This is a genomic window from Anaeromyxobacter sp. Red801 (assembly GCF_049201065.2).
In the GTDB taxonomy this organism is placed as follows: domain Bacteria; phylum Myxococcota; class Myxococcia; order Myxococcales; family Anaeromyxobacteraceae; genus Anaeromyxobacter.
Map to the genome: position 1 here is coordinate 4279993 of NZ_CM181236.1, position 17255 is coordinate 4297247.

17 protein-coding genes and 2 pseudogenes are annotated in these 17255 nt (G+C 75.9%); 5 read left to right on the forward strand and 14 right to left on the reverse strand.

Annotated features, from left to right (window positions below):
• Window positions 1–2: 2 nt before the first annotated feature.
• Window positions 3–2297 (reverse strand): M6 family metalloprotease domain-containing protein, encoded by a 2295-nt coding sequence (locus tag ACOQFB_RS19715; protein WP_421609617.1) that lies wholly within the window; start codon window positions 2295–2297, stop codon window positions 3–5.
• 198 nt (window positions 2298–2495) lie between these two features.
• On the reverse strand, window positions 2496–3329 hold the full coding sequence (locus ACOQFB_RS19720; RefSeq protein WP_059436823.1) for a DUF6544 family protein: 834 nt from the start codon (window positions 3327–3329) through the stop codon (window positions 2496–2498).
• Between the two features lie 211 nt (window positions 3330–3540).
• On the opposite strand from ACOQFB_RS19720, the gene ACOQFB_RS19725 reads away from it, so the two are divergent.
• Window positions 3541–4296 (forward strand): alpha/beta fold hydrolase, encoded by a 756-nt coding sequence (locus tag ACOQFB_RS19725; protein WP_059436824.1) that lies wholly within the window; start codon window positions 3541–3543, stop codon window positions 4294–4296.
• 37 nt (window positions 4297–4333) lie between these two features.
• On the opposite strand, the gene ACOQFB_RS19730 is transcribed toward ACOQFB_RS19725, so the two are convergent.
• From ACOQFB_RS19730 to ACOQFB_RS19750, 5 genes are all read right to left on the reverse strand, one after another.
• Entirely contained in the window at window positions 4334–5467 is a 1134-nt protein-coding gene (locus tag ACOQFB_RS19730) for a porin (RefSeq protein ID WP_421609618.1), read from the reverse strand.
• Window positions 5468–5490: 23 nt separating this feature from the next.
• Window positions 5491–6270, reverse strand: a complete 780-nt coding sequence (locus tag ACOQFB_RS19735) for a C-GCAxxG-C-C family protein (protein ID WP_059436826.1) — start codon at window positions 6268–6270, stop codon at window positions 5491–5493.
• A 114-nt stretch (window positions 6271–6384) separates the two neighbouring features.
• Entirely contained in the window at window positions 6385–6837 is a 453-nt protein-coding gene (locus ACOQFB_RS19740) for a LuxR C-terminal-related transcriptional regulator (protein ID WP_494492335.1), read from the reverse strand.
• Window positions 6834–7241: a hypothetical protein gene (locus ACOQFB_RS19745; RefSeq protein ID WP_494492336.1), complete on the reverse strand. Its 408-nt coding sequence runs from the start codon at window positions 7239–7241 to the stop codon at window positions 6834–6836. The genes ACOQFB_RS19740 and ACOQFB_RS19745 overlap by 4 nt, the downstream gene beginning before the upstream one ends.
• Window positions 7238–8110 (reverse strand): helix-turn-helix transcriptional regulator, encoded by an 873-nt coding sequence (locus ACOQFB_RS19750; RefSeq protein ID WP_421609620.1) that lies wholly within the window; start codon window positions 8108–8110, stop codon window positions 7238–7240. The genes ACOQFB_RS19745 and ACOQFB_RS19750 overlap by 4 nt, the downstream gene beginning before the upstream one ends.
• A gap of 548 nt (window positions 8111–8658) precedes the next feature.
• On the opposite strand from ACOQFB_RS19750, the pseudogene ACOQFB_RS19755 reads away from it, so the two are divergent.
• Window positions 8659–9267, forward strand: a pseudogene (locus ACOQFB_RS19755) (BTAD domain-containing putative transcriptional regulator); the annotation flags it as partial.
• A gap of 116 nt (window positions 9268–9383) precedes the next feature.
• Window positions 9384–10601 carry an AAA family ATPase gene (locus ACOQFB_RS19760; protein ID WP_494492337.1) on the forward strand — a complete coding sequence of 406 codons (1218 nt, stop codon included), beginning with the start codon at window positions 9384–9386 and terminating at the stop codon, window positions 10599–10601.
• On the opposite strand, the gene ACOQFB_RS19765 is transcribed toward ACOQFB_RS19760, so the two are convergent.
• Window positions 10598–11164 carry a carboxymuconolactone decarboxylase family protein gene (locus ACOQFB_RS19765; RefSeq protein WP_059436829.1) on the reverse strand — a complete coding sequence of 189 codons (567 nt, stop codon included), beginning with the start codon at window positions 11162–11164 and terminating at the stop codon, window positions 10598–10600. The two genes, ACOQFB_RS19760 and ACOQFB_RS19765, sit on opposite strands and share 4 nt — an antisense overlap.
• Before the next feature lie 3 nt (window positions 11165–11167).
• Entirely contained in the window at window positions 11168–11704 is a 537-nt protein-coding gene (locus ACOQFB_RS19770) for a peroxiredoxin (protein ID WP_059436830.1), read from the reverse strand.
• Between the two features lie 116 nt (window positions 11705–11820).
• On the opposite strand from ACOQFB_RS19770, the gene ACOQFB_RS19775 reads away from it, so the two are divergent.
• Complete coding sequence (locus ACOQFB_RS19775; protein ID WP_059436831.1) at window positions 11821–12792, forward strand: LysR substrate-binding domain-containing protein; 972 nt, start codon at window positions 11821–11823, stop codon at window positions 12790–12792.
• Here the strand turns inward: ACOQFB_RS19775 and ACOQFB_RS19780 are convergent.
• Both ACOQFB_RS19780 and ACOQFB_RS19785 read right to left on the reverse strand, forming a co-directional pair.
• Complete coding sequence (locus ACOQFB_RS19780) at window positions 12765–13538, reverse strand: polyamine aminopropyltransferase (RefSeq protein WP_421609622.1); 774 nt, start codon at window positions 13536–13538, stop codon at window positions 12765–12767. The two genes, ACOQFB_RS19775 and ACOQFB_RS19780, sit on opposite strands and share 28 nt — an antisense overlap.
• 47 nt (window positions 13539–13585) lie before the next feature.
• Window positions 13586–13789 (reverse strand): 2-hydroxymuconate tautomerase family protein, encoded by a 204-nt coding sequence (locus ACOQFB_RS19785; protein ID WP_011419369.1) that lies wholly within the window; start codon window positions 13787–13789, stop codon window positions 13586–13588.
• A 177-nt stretch (window positions 13790–13966) separates the two neighbouring features.
• Between ACOQFB_RS19785 and ACOQFB_RS19790 the strand changes: the two genes are divergently transcribed.
• Window positions 13967–14860 carry a transposase gene (locus ACOQFB_RS19790; protein ID WP_421609623.1) on the forward strand — a complete coding sequence of 298 codons (894 nt, stop codon included), beginning with the start codon at window positions 13967–13969 and terminating at the stop codon, window positions 14858–14860.
• 14 nt (window positions 14861–14874) lie between these two features.
• Here the strand turns inward: ACOQFB_RS19790 and ACOQFB_RS19795 are convergent, their stop codons facing one another.
• The 3 genes and pseudogenes from ACOQFB_RS19795 to ACOQFB_RS19805 form a co-directional block, all read right to left on the reverse strand.
• Window positions 14875–16068 (reverse strand): YbfB/YjiJ family MFS transporter, encoded by a 1194-nt coding sequence (locus ACOQFB_RS19795; protein WP_421609624.1) that lies wholly within the window; start codon window positions 16066–16068, stop codon window positions 14875–14877.
• A gap of 1 nt (window position 16069) precedes the next feature.
• Window positions 16070–16348 carry a TPR end-of-group domain-containing protein gene (locus ACOQFB_RS19800; protein ID WP_494492338.1) on the reverse strand — a complete coding sequence of 93 codons (279 nt, stop codon included), beginning with the start codon at window positions 16346–16348 and terminating at the stop codon, window positions 16070–16072.
• An 82-nt stretch (window positions 16349–16430) separates the two neighbouring features.
• A pseudogene (locus ACOQFB_RS19805) lies at window positions 16431–17051 on the reverse strand (DUF1028 domain-containing protein); the annotation flags it as partial.
• Window positions 17052–17255 lie beyond the last annotated feature (204 nt).

Consider the following 17255-nt stretch of genomic DNA (forward strand, 5'->3'; position numbering starts at 1 on the left):
CGCTAGCGCTTCGGCGCGACGACGACCTGCATGAAGTCCCCATGCGCCGAGGTCCCGACCACGCGGATGGTGGTCCCGGTGTTCGGCACGATCACGCTCGACCAGCCGTAGTGGTTGAGCGACGGATCGGGCGGCACCCAGTAGCTCTGCGTGTCGTCGAAGAGCGGGTTGCCGGCGAGCCCGCCGAAGCAGCCCTCCTGGCTGTTCGCGTGCAGGCACACCACGTCGGTCGGCTCGAGCCCGAACGTCGAGTCGTACGCCTGGAAGCGCGGGCGCCAGGCCTTCCCGTTGTCGGGGCGCAGGACGAGCCCGGGGTGCGCGTCCACCGGCAGGAACAGGCCGCCGCAGCGGCCGCTCGCGCACGCGTCGCCCACGTTGTTGTTGGCGAAGGAGGTGTCGTAGTACCAGACGAGCAGGCCGTCCTGGTACGGGAAGTGGTCCACCCAGTTCTGCAGCGCCGGGTCGTTCAGGTAGCCGAACGTGTACGGGCCGGTGGCGAGCGACCGGTCGTACCCACGGTACTGCCGGTACTCGGCGAAGTAGGCGTTGAAGTACGGGGTCGCGAACGTGCCGTCGGTGCGCACGAAGCCGTGGTAGGTCCAGCCCGCGTCCGTCTCGCCGCCGTCCACCGCCTGGCCGCTGACGGCGATCTCGTCCACGAAGAAGCCGGGCCGGACCTCCGCCACGTCGGTCCAGTAGCGGAACCCGAGCGTCACCGTCTGGCCCGCCCACGCCGACAGGTCGGCGGTGAGGTCCACCCAGGCGCCGCCGGACGAGCCGGTGATGCCGTCGCCGAAGTTCTGGCCGTTCGGGTTCGTCGAGGTCGAGAGGTTGGTGGCGACCGGCGCGCCGTTCACGGTCAGGTACGCGTAGTCCCAGTCCAGCTCGATGTCGAACCGCACCTTGGCGGTGAGCGCCGCGGTCCCCGCGGGCAGCGTCACCTGGCGCGTCATCGAGTGGTCGAGGTCGTTCCCGGCGCCCGAGTAGTAGAAGTACGTGCCGGCGTACGGCGCGCCGACGTTGCTCTCCACCACCTTGTCCGGCAGCAGCACCACCAGCGTCTGCGCCTGCTTGGTGCTCGCCTCCGCCGGGCCGAGCTTCAGGGAAGCGTACTGGCCGGCGCGCACCACCTGGTAGTTCGACCAGCCGAGGAAGATCTTCTCGTACGCGCTCATGTGGATGGGCTTCGTGCCCAGGCCGTCCTCCGGCCGTCCCGAGGCGCCGTAGGAGCCGACCGAGTAGAGCGTCCAGAAGCCCGTGGAGTTCTCGGCGCCGCCGGTGTTGCCGGAGGTGTCGTAGAGGTCGGGCAGGCCGAGGTCGTGGCCGAACTCGTGGGCGAACACGCCCACGCCGCCGTTCTCCGGCTCGATGGTGTAGTCGCCGATCCAGTAGCTGCTGTTGCCGATGCGGATGCCGCCGGCGCGGTTGAACGACGGGCCGGTGACGCCGATGTTGTTGTAGAAGGCGTACCAGCGGTGGCTCCAGATCGCGTCGGTGCCCTGCGCGCCGCCGCCGGTCTCCTCGCCCTCGCCCGCGTGGATCGCCTGGAAGTGGTCGATGTAGCCGTCCGGCTCGTTGAAGTTGCCGTCGCCGTCGTGGTCGTACCGGTCCCACACGTCGTACTGCGCCAGGTACGCGTCGATCTCGGCCGGCGTCCGGCCCGCCGCGATCTGCCGGGCGTACCAGGCGTTCACCGCGTCGCGCACGAACAGCCAGGTGCGGGCGCACACGATGCCGCCGCAGTAGTTCGCGCCGTAGCTGGCCTCGTTGAACGGCACCTTCACCCAGTCGGTGACCTCGCCGTCCACCGTGTAGCGGTTCGCCGAGAGCTCCTTGTAGAAGTTCCGCATGGAGACGTCGCCGGGCGCGTCGGAGAACAGCAGCGCCTCGTAGTACGCGCGGCTGAAGTCCCGCGCCCAGATGGTGGAGTTGTCCACCGCGCGGTCCGGCTCCGGGATCTGGTTGCGCAGCGGGCCGGCGGTGCCGCCGTAGCTCGGGTTCACCTGCTCGCCGAACTCGCCCACGACCGTCCAGATCCGGTCCTCGCCCTGCCGCTCGAGCTCGACGTACTGGCCGCGCGCGACCTGGTGCGTCTTGCCCTTCGCCTTTCCGTTCAGCTTCGCCTGGATCGCGATCGCCTTGCGCGCCGCCTGCGCGTCGCCGAGCGGGTGCGACGGGTTGTCGGTCGTCGGAGCGACGTCCGGGAGCTGCGGCTCGTCGGCCGCGGCGGACGCGGCGGACGGCGCGAGCGCCAGCGCCGCGAGCAAGGCCAGCGTGGTGGTGCGTGTGGTGCGCATCGATTTCCCCCGAGTGAGCGTGCGTGTGGGTGAGGCGAGCTGTCAGTGTTCCCTACTTCGCGCCAGCATCGCCGCGCCCCAAGGGCGGAACCCGAACGTCATCTGACGAGCAGAAAACCGTCGGGGAATCGCGCCCCGCGCCCGTTCCTTCGGCGCGTCGAGCGTGGCGTCGTTCCCGCCCCGACGAGGGACCGCGGCCTAGAACGGCCGCGGGACCCCGTGCTCGAGGCGCTCCAGCTCGAAGCGCGCGTACGGCCGGTCGCGGCCGTCGACCTCCCAGCTCGCCTCCATCCGGAACGGGACGCGCACGCCGCCCACCTCGCGCCAGTCGGCGCAGCGCCCGGTCCACGGCGTGAGCACGCCCCGGCCCTTCACGTCACGGTAGCGCAGCGCGGTGATCCGCTCCGGCAGGCCGTCGCCCCCGAAGTGGAAGGTCACCTCCACCTCCCGCCCGCCCACGCGCAGCCGCGCCCGCGCGCTCGAGGCGTCGCGCGGCAGCCACGCCACGTGCCGCGCGTCGAGCAGCGCCGTCGGGAGCCACACCAGCTCGCCGAGCAGGCGTTGCAGCGCGGCCGCGTCGAGCTCCGGGCCGGAGACGTCGGCCACCACCAGCGCGGAGGCGAGCGCGATCCGCATGCCGCCCTCGCCGCCGGCCGAGCGATCCCGCGCCGCGACCTCGACCCCGGGCGCGAGCCGCACGCGTCCCCACCACACGAAGCCCGGCGGCTCGGCGGCGAGGTACTGCACGCCGCGGATCGGCCGCCACGCGCCCTCGAGCGCCGGCCGGAAGGCGCCGCCGTGGCGGAGCCGGGCCGCGGTGAGCGGCGCCGCCCCAAGCGCCCCGGCCAGCCCGAGGTAGCGCCGCACCGGCTCGGGCAGGGTCCCGGGGTCGAGGCGGGAGGGCGGCGCGTCCTCCCGGAGCGCCCAGAGCGATCGCGCCTCCGCCGCGACCTCGCGCGCGAACCGGGCGCGCCGGACGCCGACCAGCGCGGCGGCGGCCGCGAGCGCGAGCGCGCTGATCCACCCGATCATCGGCCTCCCCCGTTCCGGCGGCCGGCGCCGCCACCGGCGCGCCGCCGCCCGGTCCAACCTCGCAGGATCCGGGGCGCCCGCCAACGGCCGCGACGCCGCACGGGCTGCGGCGGACGGCGGAGCCCACCGTGGCCGCCCGCGACGCCCTCCCTCCGGTCTATGACGACCGGCAGACGCGCCGCGTCAGGCCGCCGTGTCACCGTGTCACACCATGACCGCCTCCGACGGACCGCTGCTCACGCTGCTGCTGCCCGGCCTGGACGGCACCGGGCGGCTCCTCGAACGGTTCGTGGGCGCCGCGAACGGCAGGCTCGAGCTGCGCACGCTGTCGTATCCGCCGGACCGGGCGCTGTCCTACGCCGAGCTCGCCGAGCTGGTCCGGGCCGAGCTGCCGCGCGGGCGGCGGTTCGCGCTCCTGGGCGAGTCCTTCGGCGGGCCGCTCGCGCTGCGCGTCGCGGCCGGGCGGCCGCCGGGGCTGGTCGGGGTGGTGCTGGCGGCGAGCTTCCACCGTCGGCCGGCGGCGCGGCTGGTGTCGGCGCTCCGGCCGCTCTCGCCCGCGTTCTTCCGGCTGCCGCTGCCGGCGCACGCGGTGCGGGTGCTGCTCGCCGGGCACGACGCGCCGGACGCGCTGGTGGCCGACGTGCAGGCCGCGGTCGCGTCGGTCCAGCCGCGGGTGATGGCGCGCCGCGCCCACGAGGCGCTGCACGTGGACGCGACCGGATGGCTCCGCGACTGCCCGGCGCCGGTGCTGTTCCTGGGCGGGCGGCAGGACCGGCTGCTCCGCACCGGCCTCGCCATCGAGATCCGGCTGGTGCGCCCCGACGCCGAGATCCGCATGCTCGACGCGCCGCACCTCGTGCTCCAGCGGCGGCCCGACGAGGCGATGCGGGCGGTGGAGGCGTTCCTGGCGCGCTCGCCGGCGGCCACCGCGCCGGTGCGCGCGGCGTCCGCCGGCGAGCCGGCGTGAGCGGCCGTCCACGCATCGTGAACGGCCGCCCGGTCGCCTAGAAGATCACCTGCGCGAACAGCGTGGTGCGGTCGCCGTTGCGGCCCGCCGCGCCGGTCTGCCCCTGGTCGAGCTCGTGGTTGAGGATGAGCCGGGCGTTCACCGGGACGACGTCCACGTAGGCGCCCAGGGTGTAGCGCTCGAGGCGCCCGCCGGGCGCGGAGCGGTCCGCGTCGAAGCGCTCGGCGCGGAAGATGGGCCCGAGGTTCCACGGGGTCTTGCCGTACGCGCCCGCGTACCAGCCGCGCGCGGTGCGGCTCGTGCGCGTCGCCGTGGTCACCGCCGCGGCGGTGGCGTAGCGCGACTGGTCGCGCTCCGACTGGATGAGCTCGGCGGCCGCGAAGAACCAGGGCGTGTCGAGCGTCGCGTCGGCCCCGTACGTGTGGAAGTAGAAGTACGTGTCGTCGACCGGCGTGCCCACGCCGTCGAAGGCGCCGTTCGCGCCGGTGGCCTGCACCTGCTGGCCGGTGCCGTAGGAGCCGCCCGCCTTCAGCGTGATGGACGGGAGCTTCAGGGTCAGGCCGGCGCGGCCCCAGAAGTTCTTCGTCTCGAGGTCGTCCTTCTTGTTCGGCCCCGCGCCGTTCACGAACGAGCCCAGCACCTCGGCCGACACCGGCCCGAGCTTCGGCGTCTGGACGAGGAGGCCCGCGCCGAGGTCGCGCGAGTCCACGCCGCGGGCGAGCGAGGCGACCACGTACGAGCTGTTCACCCACAGCAGCTTGGTGTCCGACTCGTACTGCTCGTAGCCGAACGGCGTCTTCCACTGCCCCATGCGCACCTCCACGCCGGGCAGGGCGAACACGGAGGCGTACGCGTCCTTCAGCTTGGAGTCGGCGCCGTCGAACAGCAGGCTGTAGCCGACGAGATCGTGGACCTTGCCGCGGGCGCCGATGCGCGCGCGGCGGATCTCGAAGGAGGAGGTGTCGTCGGCGCCGTTCAGCCCCTCGGTGCGCGAGTACTGGGCGTTGACGAAGCCCCAGAACGTCGGCTTCGGGGCGTTGGCGAGCGCGCCCGCGAGCGTGGGCGCGGCCTTCACCGGCGCGGGCGCCGGCTGCGCGGCGGCCGCGGCCGGATCGGCGGCGGGGGTGGTCTGTGCGAGCGAGAGTGCGAGCAGGAATGGGGTCAGCGTCATGATGTCGTTTCTCGGGCGTCGGATCAGATGGCCGGGTGCTTGGTGCCCAGGTTGAAGTGGCACCCTCCGCACGCCATCTTGGCACGGGTGTTCTCGAGGACGCCGCCCTTCTCGTGACACGAGGCGCACTCGGCGGTGGCCTTGTCCTCCAGCACCGGGAACGCCTTCCCGGCGTGCTGCGCGTTGAGGATGATGGCCGCGTGGCGCGCCACCGAGGCGGTGAGCACGCCGCAGCGCTCCTTGCGCTCGGGCGAGTAGGCCTTCTTGCCGGACGCCTTGCACCAGGCCGAGACCGACGCGTGGCAGAGCACCGAGCCCGCCACCGACTTCACGTTGGGGAACTTGGCCGACGCCGGCACCCAGTCCGGCAGCGACGCCTGCTCGTACTGGCGGAAGAGCGCGTCCACCAGCGGCTCCGGCTTCGGCGAGAGGAGCTGGAACGCCGCCGCCGCGCCGTTCAGCGCGCCGCAGAGCGTGGCCCAGCCGGCGACGCCGCCCGCGCCGTAGGTGAACAGCTTCGTCGGGAACGAGGCGTACGGCGCGCCCAGCTTGTCGGCCACCTGGCCGGCGAGCGCGTCGAAGGCGCCGTACATGCAGTGGCCCTCCAGGTAGCCCTTGAACGCGCGCTCCGCGGTGGCGTCCGGGTCGAGCGGCGCGTACGGCCACGGGATGGCCTGCATCCCCTTGCCCGCGGCCGGCGGGGCCGCGCCCGCCTGCCTCGCCACCACCAGCGCCGCGCCCGCGCCCGCGGCGCCGCCCACCAGCTTGATCCAGCCCCTGCGCCCGATGCTCTCGTCTCGCATGTCCCGCTCCGATGGTTGGGCCCCCAACTACGGGGGCGCACCGTACGAGCGGACGCAGGGTCGATCAACGCGGTCTGGGGTCGCGCGGCGGCGCGCCCGGCCCCGCGCGGGAGCTCACATCAGCACGCGGGCCAGATCGGCGCGCGACTCGGCGCCGAGCTTGCGGAGCAGGTTCGCCTGGTGGAACTTCACCGTTCGTAACGTGATCCCGAGCGCCCGCCCGATGTCGGCGAGCCCCTCGCCCTGCAGCAGCCGGTTGAGCACCGCCTCCTCGCGCTCCGACAGCCCGGCCCCGCGCGCCAGCGCGCGGGCGCGGGCCTCCACCAGCCCGTGCACGGCGGCCTCGGCCAGCCGCCGCACCGTGAGGCGCACGCGCTCCGCGCCCTCCGGCGCGGCGGTGACGACCTCGTACCCCGGGGCGGGCGCGAGCGTGCGCGCGTGGACGCGCGGCCAGGCGCCGCCGCCGCGGACCGGGCAGTCGGCACAGGGCTCGCTGCGGCCGTGCAGGGCCTCGTGGCAGCGGGCCGCGGGCACCGGCTCGAGCGCGGCCCCGCCCAGCGGCCTCACCCAGGCCAGGCGGCCGAACGCGCCGGGCCCGTCTCGATGGCGTAGTCGAGCTCCCCCGCCCCGAGCCCGGGGAGATCGCCGAGCACCTCGAGGACGCGGAGGAGGGCGCCCGGCTCGCACGCCGGCTCGATGCCCGGCTCGAGCGCGACGCGCAGCCGCCGCCCTGCCGCCGTGGTCACCTCGCGCTCCACCCGGCCCTCCGCGGGCGCGGGCGCGCCGGCGAGCACCGCCGCGACCGGCCGCCCCTCCAGCGCGCGCGGCGCCGCGCCGAGCAGCCGCTCCAGGCTGGCGGTCGCGAGGCGCACCGTCCCGGCCGCGTCCACCCACGCCGCCGGCTCGCGACCGCGCTCCAGCATGGCGAGCGCGACCGCGCCCCAGTCCGGCTCGCTCCGGGCGCGGGTCACGAGGCCAGCCCCAGCAGGTCCCGGCGCGAGGACGCGCCGAGCTTCCGGAGCACGTTCGCCTGGTGGAACTTCGCGGTGCGCGGCGTGATCCCGAGCGCGGTGCCGATGTCCGCCGCCTGCCGGCCGATGAGGAGCAGCCGCAGCACCTCCTCCTCGCGCGGCGAGAGCTCGAAGCGGCGCACCAGCTCCGCCGTGCGCGCCTCCCGCACCGCAGCGAGCGCGGCGTCGTCCACGCGCCGGACCGAGACCAGCACCTCGTCGCCGGGCAGCGCGGTGGCGGTCGCGACCTCGAAGCCGCCGGTGCGCGGCGCCCGCCGCACCTCCACCCGCGGCCACGCCTCGCCGCCGCCCCGCAGCGCCGGGCAGCCCGGGCACGGCGACGGCCGCCCGTGCAGCACCTCGTGGCAGCGGCGCCCCACCCGCAGCGCCGCCTCGGCGCCCGCGCCGGAGAGCGCCAGCAGCCGGCCGAAGTCCGAGGCGCCCGCCGAGATCCGGTAGTCGAGGTCTCCCGCCGTGCCGCACGCCACCGGCGCCGCCGCGCGCTCCACCACCTCGTGCACGTCGATGCACAGCGCCGCCGAGGCGCCGCGGCCCACCGCCGCGAGCTCGACCTTGAGCCCGTACGTGCGGCCGCCGCGGACGGCGGTGAGCTCGGTCCGGTGCAGCGCGCCGCGGAAGGCCGCCCGCAGCAGCGCCTGGGCGCGGCCCGGCGCGTCCGCGCAGAGCAGGTCGCAGGCGCTGCGGCCCTCCAGCGCGGCCGGCTCCGCCCCGAGCAGGGCCGCGAAGGCGGCGTTCGCGAGTCGCAGCACGCCGTCCCGGTCCACCCACGCCAGCGGCCGGCGCTCGGCGCCGGCGATGGCGCGAGCCACCGCCGCCGGCGCGGGGCCGGCCGGGGCACGGCCCGCGGACGCGGTCCCGTCCGGCGCGTCCGCGGAGATCAGCCGCAGGAGCGATCGCCGCGCGGACGTGGCGCCTTGCGCCGGCAGGGCGCGGCGCGGGTGTGCCTCGGGACTGCGGATCATGCGGTTTCCCCCCCAGGGAACGGCGCGGGCCACAGGGCCCCGGCCAGTGCGGGTCATAAGACCGGGGGCGTGACCGGGGCGTGACGGGCGCCGGGAGGGGCGGGGGTGGTGTGGGGGGACCGGATGGGGCGGGAGCGCGGTGCCTTCGGCGGCGAATGACTCTGGGTGAGGTGCCGGCACCCGCTCGATGACTCTGGGTGTGGAGCGGGACGCCTCGAGCGGGACGGGAGAGCGGTCGGAACGACTCCGGGTGAACGCCAAACGACTCTGGGTCAGGAGGAAGCAGCGCCGAAGCGGCGGTGGACGCCCCCTGGTCGGGCACAGCCCCAATGGCCCGTTCGGGTTTGACGAGTGGTAGGCGAGAAACCCACGCCTTGCCGCCCCAGGAAGAGATGATGCCCGCCTCACCGAACTGGACCGTCCACCTGCTCGGCGCGCCCCGGCTCGCGGGCGCGACCGCAGTGGTCCGGCTGGATCGCCGGACCGCGGCGCTGCTCGCGCTCCTCGCGATCGAGGGCCCGCAACCGCGCTCGCGCGCGGCGGGGCTGCTGTGGCCGGAGTCGCCGGAGAAGACGGCGCGCGCCAACCTCCGCCAGCTGCTCCGGCGGCTTCGCGAGGCCGCGGGTGGGGATCTGGTCGGCCCAGGCGACCCGCTCGAGCTCTCGCCGGCGGTGACCGTGGACGCACGCGGCGGATCGCTCCCGGAAGAGGCCTGGCCGGACGGACGGCTGCTCGACGGCGTCGACCTCGACGAGGCGCCGGAGCTGTCGGAGTGGCTGACCGGCGCGCGCCGGACGCTCGACGCCGCACGGCTCGACGCGGCGCTCGCGGCCGCGGCCCGGCTCGAGGCGGCGGACCAGCTCGGGGCGGCGCTCGCGCAGGTCCAGCGCGCGCTGGTGCTCGAGCCGCTCTCGGAGGAGGCGTACCGCCGCGAGATCCGGCTGCGCTACCTGGCCGGCGATCGGGCCGCCGCGCTCGCCGCCTACGAGCGCTGCCGCGCAGCCCTCCGAGGCGCGCTCGGGGTCGAGCCCTCGCCCCAGACGTCCCGCCTCGCCGAGGAGGTGGCGCGCGGGCGGCGCGTCCCGGCCCGATCCGCCGGCGGCACCCGCTTCCCCTCTCCGTGGCCCGCCCACCGGCGCTCGCCGGCCGCGAGCGCGAGTGGGCGCTCATGGAGGAGGCGTGGGCCGCCGGCAAGGGCATCGCCCTCGGCGGCGCGCCCGGCGTGGGGAAGAGCCGGCTCATGCAGGACTTCCTGTCCACGCACGCCCGGCCGCTCTTCTTCGAGGGCCGGCCCGGAGACCGCGCGGTGCCGTACGGCACGCACGCGCGAACGTTCCGCGAGACGCTCGGGGCGCTCGCCACGGCCGGCGCGGCGCTGCCGCCGTGGGTCCGGACGGAGCTGGCGCGGATGCTCCCCGAGCTCGGCCCGTCCCCAGGCCCGCTCGCGACCGAGGCGGACCGCGTCCGCTTCTGGAACGCGAAGCTCGAGGCGATGCGCGTCGCGTTCCGGGCCGGGTTCGACGCGCTCGGCTTCGACGACACGCAGTTCGTCGATCCGGCCAGCGCCGCGGCCGGGACGTACGTCCTGGAGCAGCTGCTGCGGGACGCGGAGACGCCGCTCCGGACCGTGCACTGCTTCCGGACCGCGGAGATGGCGCCGGAGGTCCTCGCGCACATCCGGGCGCTCGCCGAGGCGGGACGCGCGCTCTACCTCGAGCTCGAGCCGCTGGCGGACGACGCGGTCGAGGAGCTGGTGCGGAGCCTGGACGTGCCGGGGATCGAGCGGGTGGCGGCGGACGTGGCCCGCTACGCGGGCGGGAGCCCGCTCTTCGCGCTCGAGACGGTGAAGCACCTGGTGGAGACCGGCGCCGTCGAGCGCGGGGTCCCGGACCGGACGCCGCCGCGGCTGGAGGCGCTGCTGCGCGCGCGCTTCGAGCGCCTCTCCGCGCCGGCGCTGCAGCTCGCGCGGGCGCTCGGCGTGCTCGGCACCGACTTCACCCTGGAGCGCGCCGCGGCCGTGGTGGAGGCGCGCGCGATGGACGTGGCGGTGGGGTGGAGCGAGCTCGAGGCGGCGCAGCTCGTCCGCGGCACCGCCTTCGGCCACGACCTGCTCGCCGAGGCGGTGGTGACGGCCACCCCGGCGCCGCTGCGGAGCTTCCTGCACCGCCGCGCCGCCGAGGTGCTCGCGGCGACCGGCGGCGCGCCGGGCCGGATCGCGGCGCACTGGGAGCGCGCCGGCGATCCGATCCGGGCGGACGCGTGCCGGCAGGAGGCCGAGTCCATCGCCCGCACCACCCTGCTCGCGACGGAGGCGGCGGGGTACTTCCGGGCCGCCTAGGCTGCCCCGGCCGCGGCCGCCGCGGTCGGGGCCGCGGCGTGCCCGGCGAGCTCGAGCGCCACCGCCGCCGCGTGCACCACCGCGGCGATCCGGACGGCGTCGTGGACCTGGTCCTCGGACACTCCGGCGGCGACCACCACCTGCTCGTGCGAGCGCACGCAGGTCTCGCACCCGTTCACCGCGCTCACCGCGAGCGCGAACAGCTCGAAGTCCACCTTGCTGGCGGCCGGCTTCACGAGCCGGTTCATGCGCAGGCGCGCCGGCTTCTCCGAGTACGACGGCTTCCCGACCATGTGCCGGAACCGGTAGTACACGTTGTTCATCGCCATCACGGCCGCGGCCGCGAGCGCGTCCTCCACCACGGCGGGCTCGACCTCCGACCGCGCGTCGGCCAGCACCGCCGCGAGCAGCCGCTCGTTTCGCGCCGCCGCGGCGGTCGCCACCGCCACGCCCCAGCGCTGCGCCGGGGTGAGCGGCCCGGGCTGCAGCACCGCCTGCAGGTTCAGCTTGATGTCCCGGGCCGGCTCGGGGAGCGCCTCCCGGATCGCGTCGAGGGCCGCCATGGCTCAGGCCACCTGGAGCGTGGACTCGCCCTTCTTCCAGTTGCAGGGGCAGAGCTCGTCGGTCTGCAGCGCGTCGAGCGTGCGCAGCACCTCGTCCACGTTGCGCCCCACCGAGAGGTCGTTCACCGACACGTGCCGGATGACGCCCTCGGGGTCGACGATGAAGGTCGCGCGGAGCGCCACGCCGTCCTTGTGCAGCACGCCGAGCGCGGCGGAGAGCTCGCGCCGGGTGTCGGCGAGCATGGGGAACGGCAGGTTCTTCAGGTCGGGGTGGCTCTTCCTCCAGGCCAGGTGGACGTAGTGCGTGTCGATGCTCGCCCCGAGCACCTGCGTGTCGCGGTCCTGGAACTCGCCGTTGCGGCGGCCGAACTCCGCGATCTCGGTGGGGCAGATGAAGGTGAAGTCCATCGGCCAGAGGAAGACCACCTTCCACTTGCCCGGGTGGCTCGCCTGCGTGACGGTCTCGAACTCGTTGCCGCTCTCCAGGCTGGTCACGGCCTGCAGCGAGAACTCGGGGAAGCGGTCGCCCACGGTCAGCATCGGTGTCTCTCCTCGTCGAATCGGTTCGGGCGCGGCGTCCATCGCCGCGACGGGAGACAACATGGCCTCCGCGTGCTGATTGAGCCATTACATCGTTTCGATTAGGTTGTTAGTCCATGGCTATCACTCGCCTGCCCCCGCACCCGTTCTCGCTGCGCCAGCTGCAGTACGCGATCGCCGTCGCGGACACGCTCTCGTTCCGCCGCGCGGCCGAGCGCTGCCGCGTGGCCCAGCCCTCGCTCTCCACGCAGCTCGCGCAGCTCGAGTCGGCGCTCGGCGTGCGCCTCTTCGAGCGCGACCGCCGCCGCGTGCTCGTCACCGGCGCCGGGCGGCCGCTGCTCGAGCAGATGCGCCGGCTCCTGCTCGAGGCGGACGACCTGCTGGAGGCGGCGCGGCAGGCCGGCGATCCGCTCGCCGGGGCGCTGCGGGTCGGGGTCATCCCCACCATCTCGCCCTACCTGCTGCCCGCGGTCGCGCCCGCCCTCCGCGCCGCGTACCCGGCGCTCCGCCTCACCTGGCTCGAGGACCGCACCGCCGAGCTGGTCCGCAGCCTCCACGCCGGCACGCTCGACGCGGCCCTGCTCGCGGTCGAGGCGGAGCTCGGCGACGTGGAGGTGGCGCCGGTGGCGCGCGACGCGTTCGTGCTCGCGACGCCGCCCGGCCACCCGCTCGGCGCGGCGCGCGGCCCGGCCTCCGCCGCCGAGCTGCGCGACGCGAGCGTGCTGCTGCTCGAGGACGGGCACTGCCTGCGCGAGCAGGCGCTGGCGTTCTGCTCCCGCGCGCGCACCCGCGAGCTGGAGTACCGGGCGACCAGCCTGTCGACGCTCGCGCAGATGGTGGCCGGCGGGGCCGGCGTGACGCTGCTGCCCGAGCTGGCGGTGCCCACCGAGACCCGCCGGGCGGACCTGCGGCTGCGCCCGTTCGCCGACCCGGCGCCCTTCCGGACGATCGCGCTGGTGTGGCGCCGAAGCTCGCCCATCGCCGAGGCGCTGCGGCGGCTCGCCGCCACCGTCAAGGCGGCGTACCCCACGCCCGCGGGCCGCGCGCCGGGATCGGAGCGTCAGCGGCCGCGCGCGCCGCGGGCGTGAGGTCGCGGGCCGCGTCCGGCGTCGCCTTTGCGAGGCGGGGCGGCCGGCCTGCGCGCGCCAACCTGGACCGGGGCGGTCGCGACGAACACGACGTGCCGCACGCCTCCCCCGCCGCCCTGCGTCGCGGGCCCGCGCGCCGGGACCGTCACCGATCGCGCCTCGAGGCCGGCGCGCTCGAGCCGCGACAGGTACCGCTCGTCCGGCCCCCCCGACCAGACCGCGAGCACGCCGCCCTGGCGCAGCGCCGCGCGGCAGGCGTGCACCCCCGCGTCCCCGTAGAGCCGGTGGTTCCCGGCGTGCGCGAGCGCGGACGGGCCGTTGTCCACGTCGAGGAGGATGGCGTCGTACGCGCCGCGCGCCTCGGAGATGCGGGCGAGCACGTCGCCGTGCTGGACGCGCACGCGCGGGTCGTCGAGCGGCCGGCCGGCGAGATCCGCCACCGGGCCGCGGTTCCACGCGGCGAGCTCCGGGACCAGCTCGGCGACGACCACCTTCGCGTCGCCCGGCAGGCGGTCGAGCAGCGCACGCAGCGTGAAGCCGAGGCCCAGGCCGCCGAGCAGCACCGCGCGCGGCCGGGCGCAGCGCTCGAGGGCGAGCGCGGCGAGCGCCTCCTCGGAGCCGTGGGCGCGCGAGGACATGAGCACGTGGCCCGCGGCGCGGACCACCCACTCGTCCCCGCGGCGCGCGAGCACGAGCTCGGTCCCGTCCGGCGCGCGGGCGCGTTCGACCGTCTCCCAGGGTTGCATGGCTGGATTCCTCGGGGCGCCGCCGGCGGGCGCGCCACCCCCTTACGTCAGCTCCCGCGCTTGCGGCGGACCGTGACCGACTCCCCGCCGATGCCCCAGTTGTCCGTGTCCACCTCGTCGATGACGACGACCGTGGTGGACGGGTTCTTCCCGAGCTCGTCGCGCAGCAGCTCGGTGACCTTGCGGATGAGCGTGGCCTTCTGCTCCGCGGTCGCGCCCTCGCGGGTGATCTTGATGTTGACGTACGGCATCCGTGCCTCCTCGCCTCGCGTCCCCGACCCCGCCACTTCCCCGCTCTTCTCTTCTTCCTTCCCCGACCCAGAGTAATGCGTTTCGGCCGGTGCGTCCGCGGCTCGGACGGCCACCGGGCGCAAGGCCGCGGATCGGGCGCCGTATCCGGCGGCACGGCGCGTGCCTTGGGCCTTGGCATGACCGCTCCGCGCCAGATTCTGTCCGGTGTCACCTACCACGTCACGCGCCGCTGCGCTCAGCGCGAGCTGCTATTGCGTCCCTCGGAGCTCGTCAACGAGACGTTTCTGTACGTCCTCGGCGTCGCGCTCCGCCGATACGGGCTCCTGCTGCACGGCTTCTGCGTGCTCTCCAACCATTTCCACCTGGTCGTCACGGACCCCGGTGCGCACCTGCCCGCGTTCGAGCAGTACCTGGACTCGCTCGTGGCCCGCTCGCTGAACGCCGCCCTGGGCCGCTGGGAGGCATTCTGGGCGTCCGGGAGCTACAGCGCGGTGGCGCTCGCGACGCCGGACGACGTGGTCGACAGGCTTGCGTACTCGCTCGCGAATCCGGTCGCCGCTGGGCTGGTACAGAGGGCAGCGGAGTGGCCGGGGCTCTGGTCGTCGCCCGAGCGGATCGGCGCCGGGCCGATCGCCGCGAGGCGGCCGGAGCACTTCTTCCGCCGCAACGGCAGCATGCCGGAGTCGGTCGAGCTCGAGCTCACGCTGCCGCCCGGCTTCGACGACGTGCAGCAGTTCCGGGATCGCCTCGTCGAGGCGATCGGGCACCGCGAGCACCTCGCCGCCGAGCGCTTGAAGGCCGAAGGGCGGAGCTTCCTCGGCGTGCGCCGGGTGCTCGCGCAGAGCCCGAACGCGCGGCCCGCGACGGTGGCGCCGCGCCGCGGCCCGAAGCCGAGGGTGGGCGCGCGCGACAAGTGGAAGCGCATCGAGGCGCTCGGGCGGCTCCGGTCGTTCCTCGATGACTACCGCGAGGCGCTGAAGGCCCTGCGCGCCGGGCTGCGCGACGTGGTCTTCCCGAGCGGCACGTACTGGCTGCGCGTGGCGCACGGCGTGCGCTGCGCGCCCGGGTAGCGCGCCTCGCGCGCTCAGCGTCCCTGGTCCGGCACCGGGGCGACGCGCGAGCGGGAGGGCACGACGAGGACGACCGCGCCGAGGGCGACCGCGGCGGCGGCGGCGAGCACGGCGGGCCTCGGGTCGCCCAGGTGCTGCGCGACGGCTCCGGCGGCGAGCGGGCCGACGATCTGGCCGACGCCGTAGATGGCGGTGAGCGTTCCCACGGCGCGCCCGAGCGCGCGTGGTCGGACCTCGCGCGCGGCCGCCACCGTCAGCGTGGTGATCCCGATGAACGTTCCTCCGAACAGCGCCGCGCCGGCGAGGGCGGCCCAGGCCGCGGAGGACAGCGACGGCAGCGCCATGCCCGCCGCCTGGACGAGGTGCGCGGTGACCAGCGCGGAGCGGACCCCGATCCGGCGCCCGAGCGAGGCCCAGAGCAGCGCGGACGGGGCGGCCGCGAGGCCCGCCAGCGCCCAGGTCCACGGCGCGAGCGCCTCCAGCCCAGGCGTCCGCCGGACCGCTGCCACCGCGAACGTCCCGCTCACGATGTAGCCCAACCCCTCGAGGAAGTACGCGGTCGCAAGCCGTCCGAAGCCGACCGGCGCGCGGCCCCTCCCAGCCGCAACCGCCCCTCCCGACCCCGCAACCGCCCCTCCCGACCCAGAGTCGTGCGCGAGCGGGCCCGACAGGTCCCTCCACCCCGGCACCGCCAGCGCAGCCGCCGCTCCCCCCAGCACCCACCACGGGACGCGCCAACCCCCGGCGGGTGGCGCGAGCGCGGCCACCACGGCCGCGAGCGCGATCCCGACGCCCACCCCGCCGTAAAGTACTCCGGGTCGGGGAAGGTGGCCGGGCGCGACCTCGAGCGCGGCGGCGGACGCGAGCACGAACACGAGCCCGCTCGCGACACCGGAGCCGAAGCGCACCGCGGCCCAGCCCGCCTCCGAACCGACCGCGGTCACCGCGGCGGTGAGCACCGCGGTCGCGGCGAGGCCGAGCCGCAGCGCCGCGCCGCGCCGCGCGCTCCCGGCCAGGCGCCGCGCCCAGAGCACGCCGGCGAGGTAGCCGACCAGGTTGGCCGAGGCGATGGCCCCGCCGACGGCGTCGTCGAACCCGAGCCCATGCTGCACGCCGGGCAGCAGCGCGGTGTACGCGAACCGTCCGATGCCCATCGCGGCGGCGAGGGCGAGCGCGCCGGCGAGCGCGCGGCGTGTGGCGGCGCCCAAGCTATCGGACCAGCTTCTCGAACGCGGCGTCGCCGCGGAGGGCGGCGAGGTCCGCGTCGGTGCGGGCCTGCGCGGTGAGCTTCGGGTTCGCGGCGAGCGCCCGGCGCAGCGCCTCCAGCGCCCCCGCCCGCTGCCCCGCCGCGAGCCGGATGACCGCGAGGTCGTACAGCACCTCCCCGTTCGCCGGCGCCCGGGCCGCGGCGCGCTCCTGCGCCGCGAGCGCGGCCGGGAACTGCTTGCGCCGGAACGCGGACCACCCCTCGTTCCACGCTGCGTTCATCTGCGCGTAGTCGAGCAGCCTTCAGCTCCTCGAACGGCCGGGGGTGGTCGTCCACCCGCACGTCGATCTCGCGGTCGTCGAACCCGCCGTACCCGGCGCCCTCCTTCACCACCAGCAACGCCGCCGACTGCCGCCCCCGCGAGTCGCCCCCGGCCGCGTCGCCGGCGGCGAGCGCGGCGTACAGCCGGTCGGCGAGCGAGCCCTTCCCGCCGACGAACGCGCGCTCCATGGCCGCCACCACCGCCTCGCCGGCCAGGATGTTCCCCTGGATCGCGTAGTCGGGCCCGCTCCGCCCGCCCGCCCACGCGTTCGTGCCCTTGCCGGTGTACGTCGCCGAGGCGCCGGCCGCCGAGACGATGCCGACCTGCCGCAGGTCGCGCTCCGGATCCGCCCGCAGCAGGATCTCGAGCGCCTCGGCGGGCGTGGCGCCCCTCGCGAGCAGGTCGAGGCCGCGCGGGCCGTAGCTCGTGTTGCAGAACGCCTGCGTCGCCACGGCGCCGACGCCGGCCCGGGCCCACGGCACCACCGTGCCCACCGCGAAGAAGCGCGAGGCCACCGCCACGCCGAGCTCGCCGGTGGCGGGGTCGCGGGCGGCGATCGAGAAGGTGGCGACGGGCTCGCGCGGCGTGCCCCCGCGGGCGGCCCCGGCGGCGAGCGCGCAGGCGAGCGCGAGGACGAGGCGGCAGGCGGGCAGGTGGGACATGCGATCGCTCCGGCGGTGGAGCCGCCGACGCTAGCATCCCGCCCCACCGGGCGCACGCGCGGGCGGGCGCACGCGCCGCGGGGACGCGTTCCCAGGTGGGGCCGGCGTCGATTCGACCGGCCGCGCGCCCTCGCCGGCGACAAGAGATCGCGCCGCCCCATGTCCTCGCCCCAGCGCCACGCCCCGCGCCCGAGCCCCGGCCGC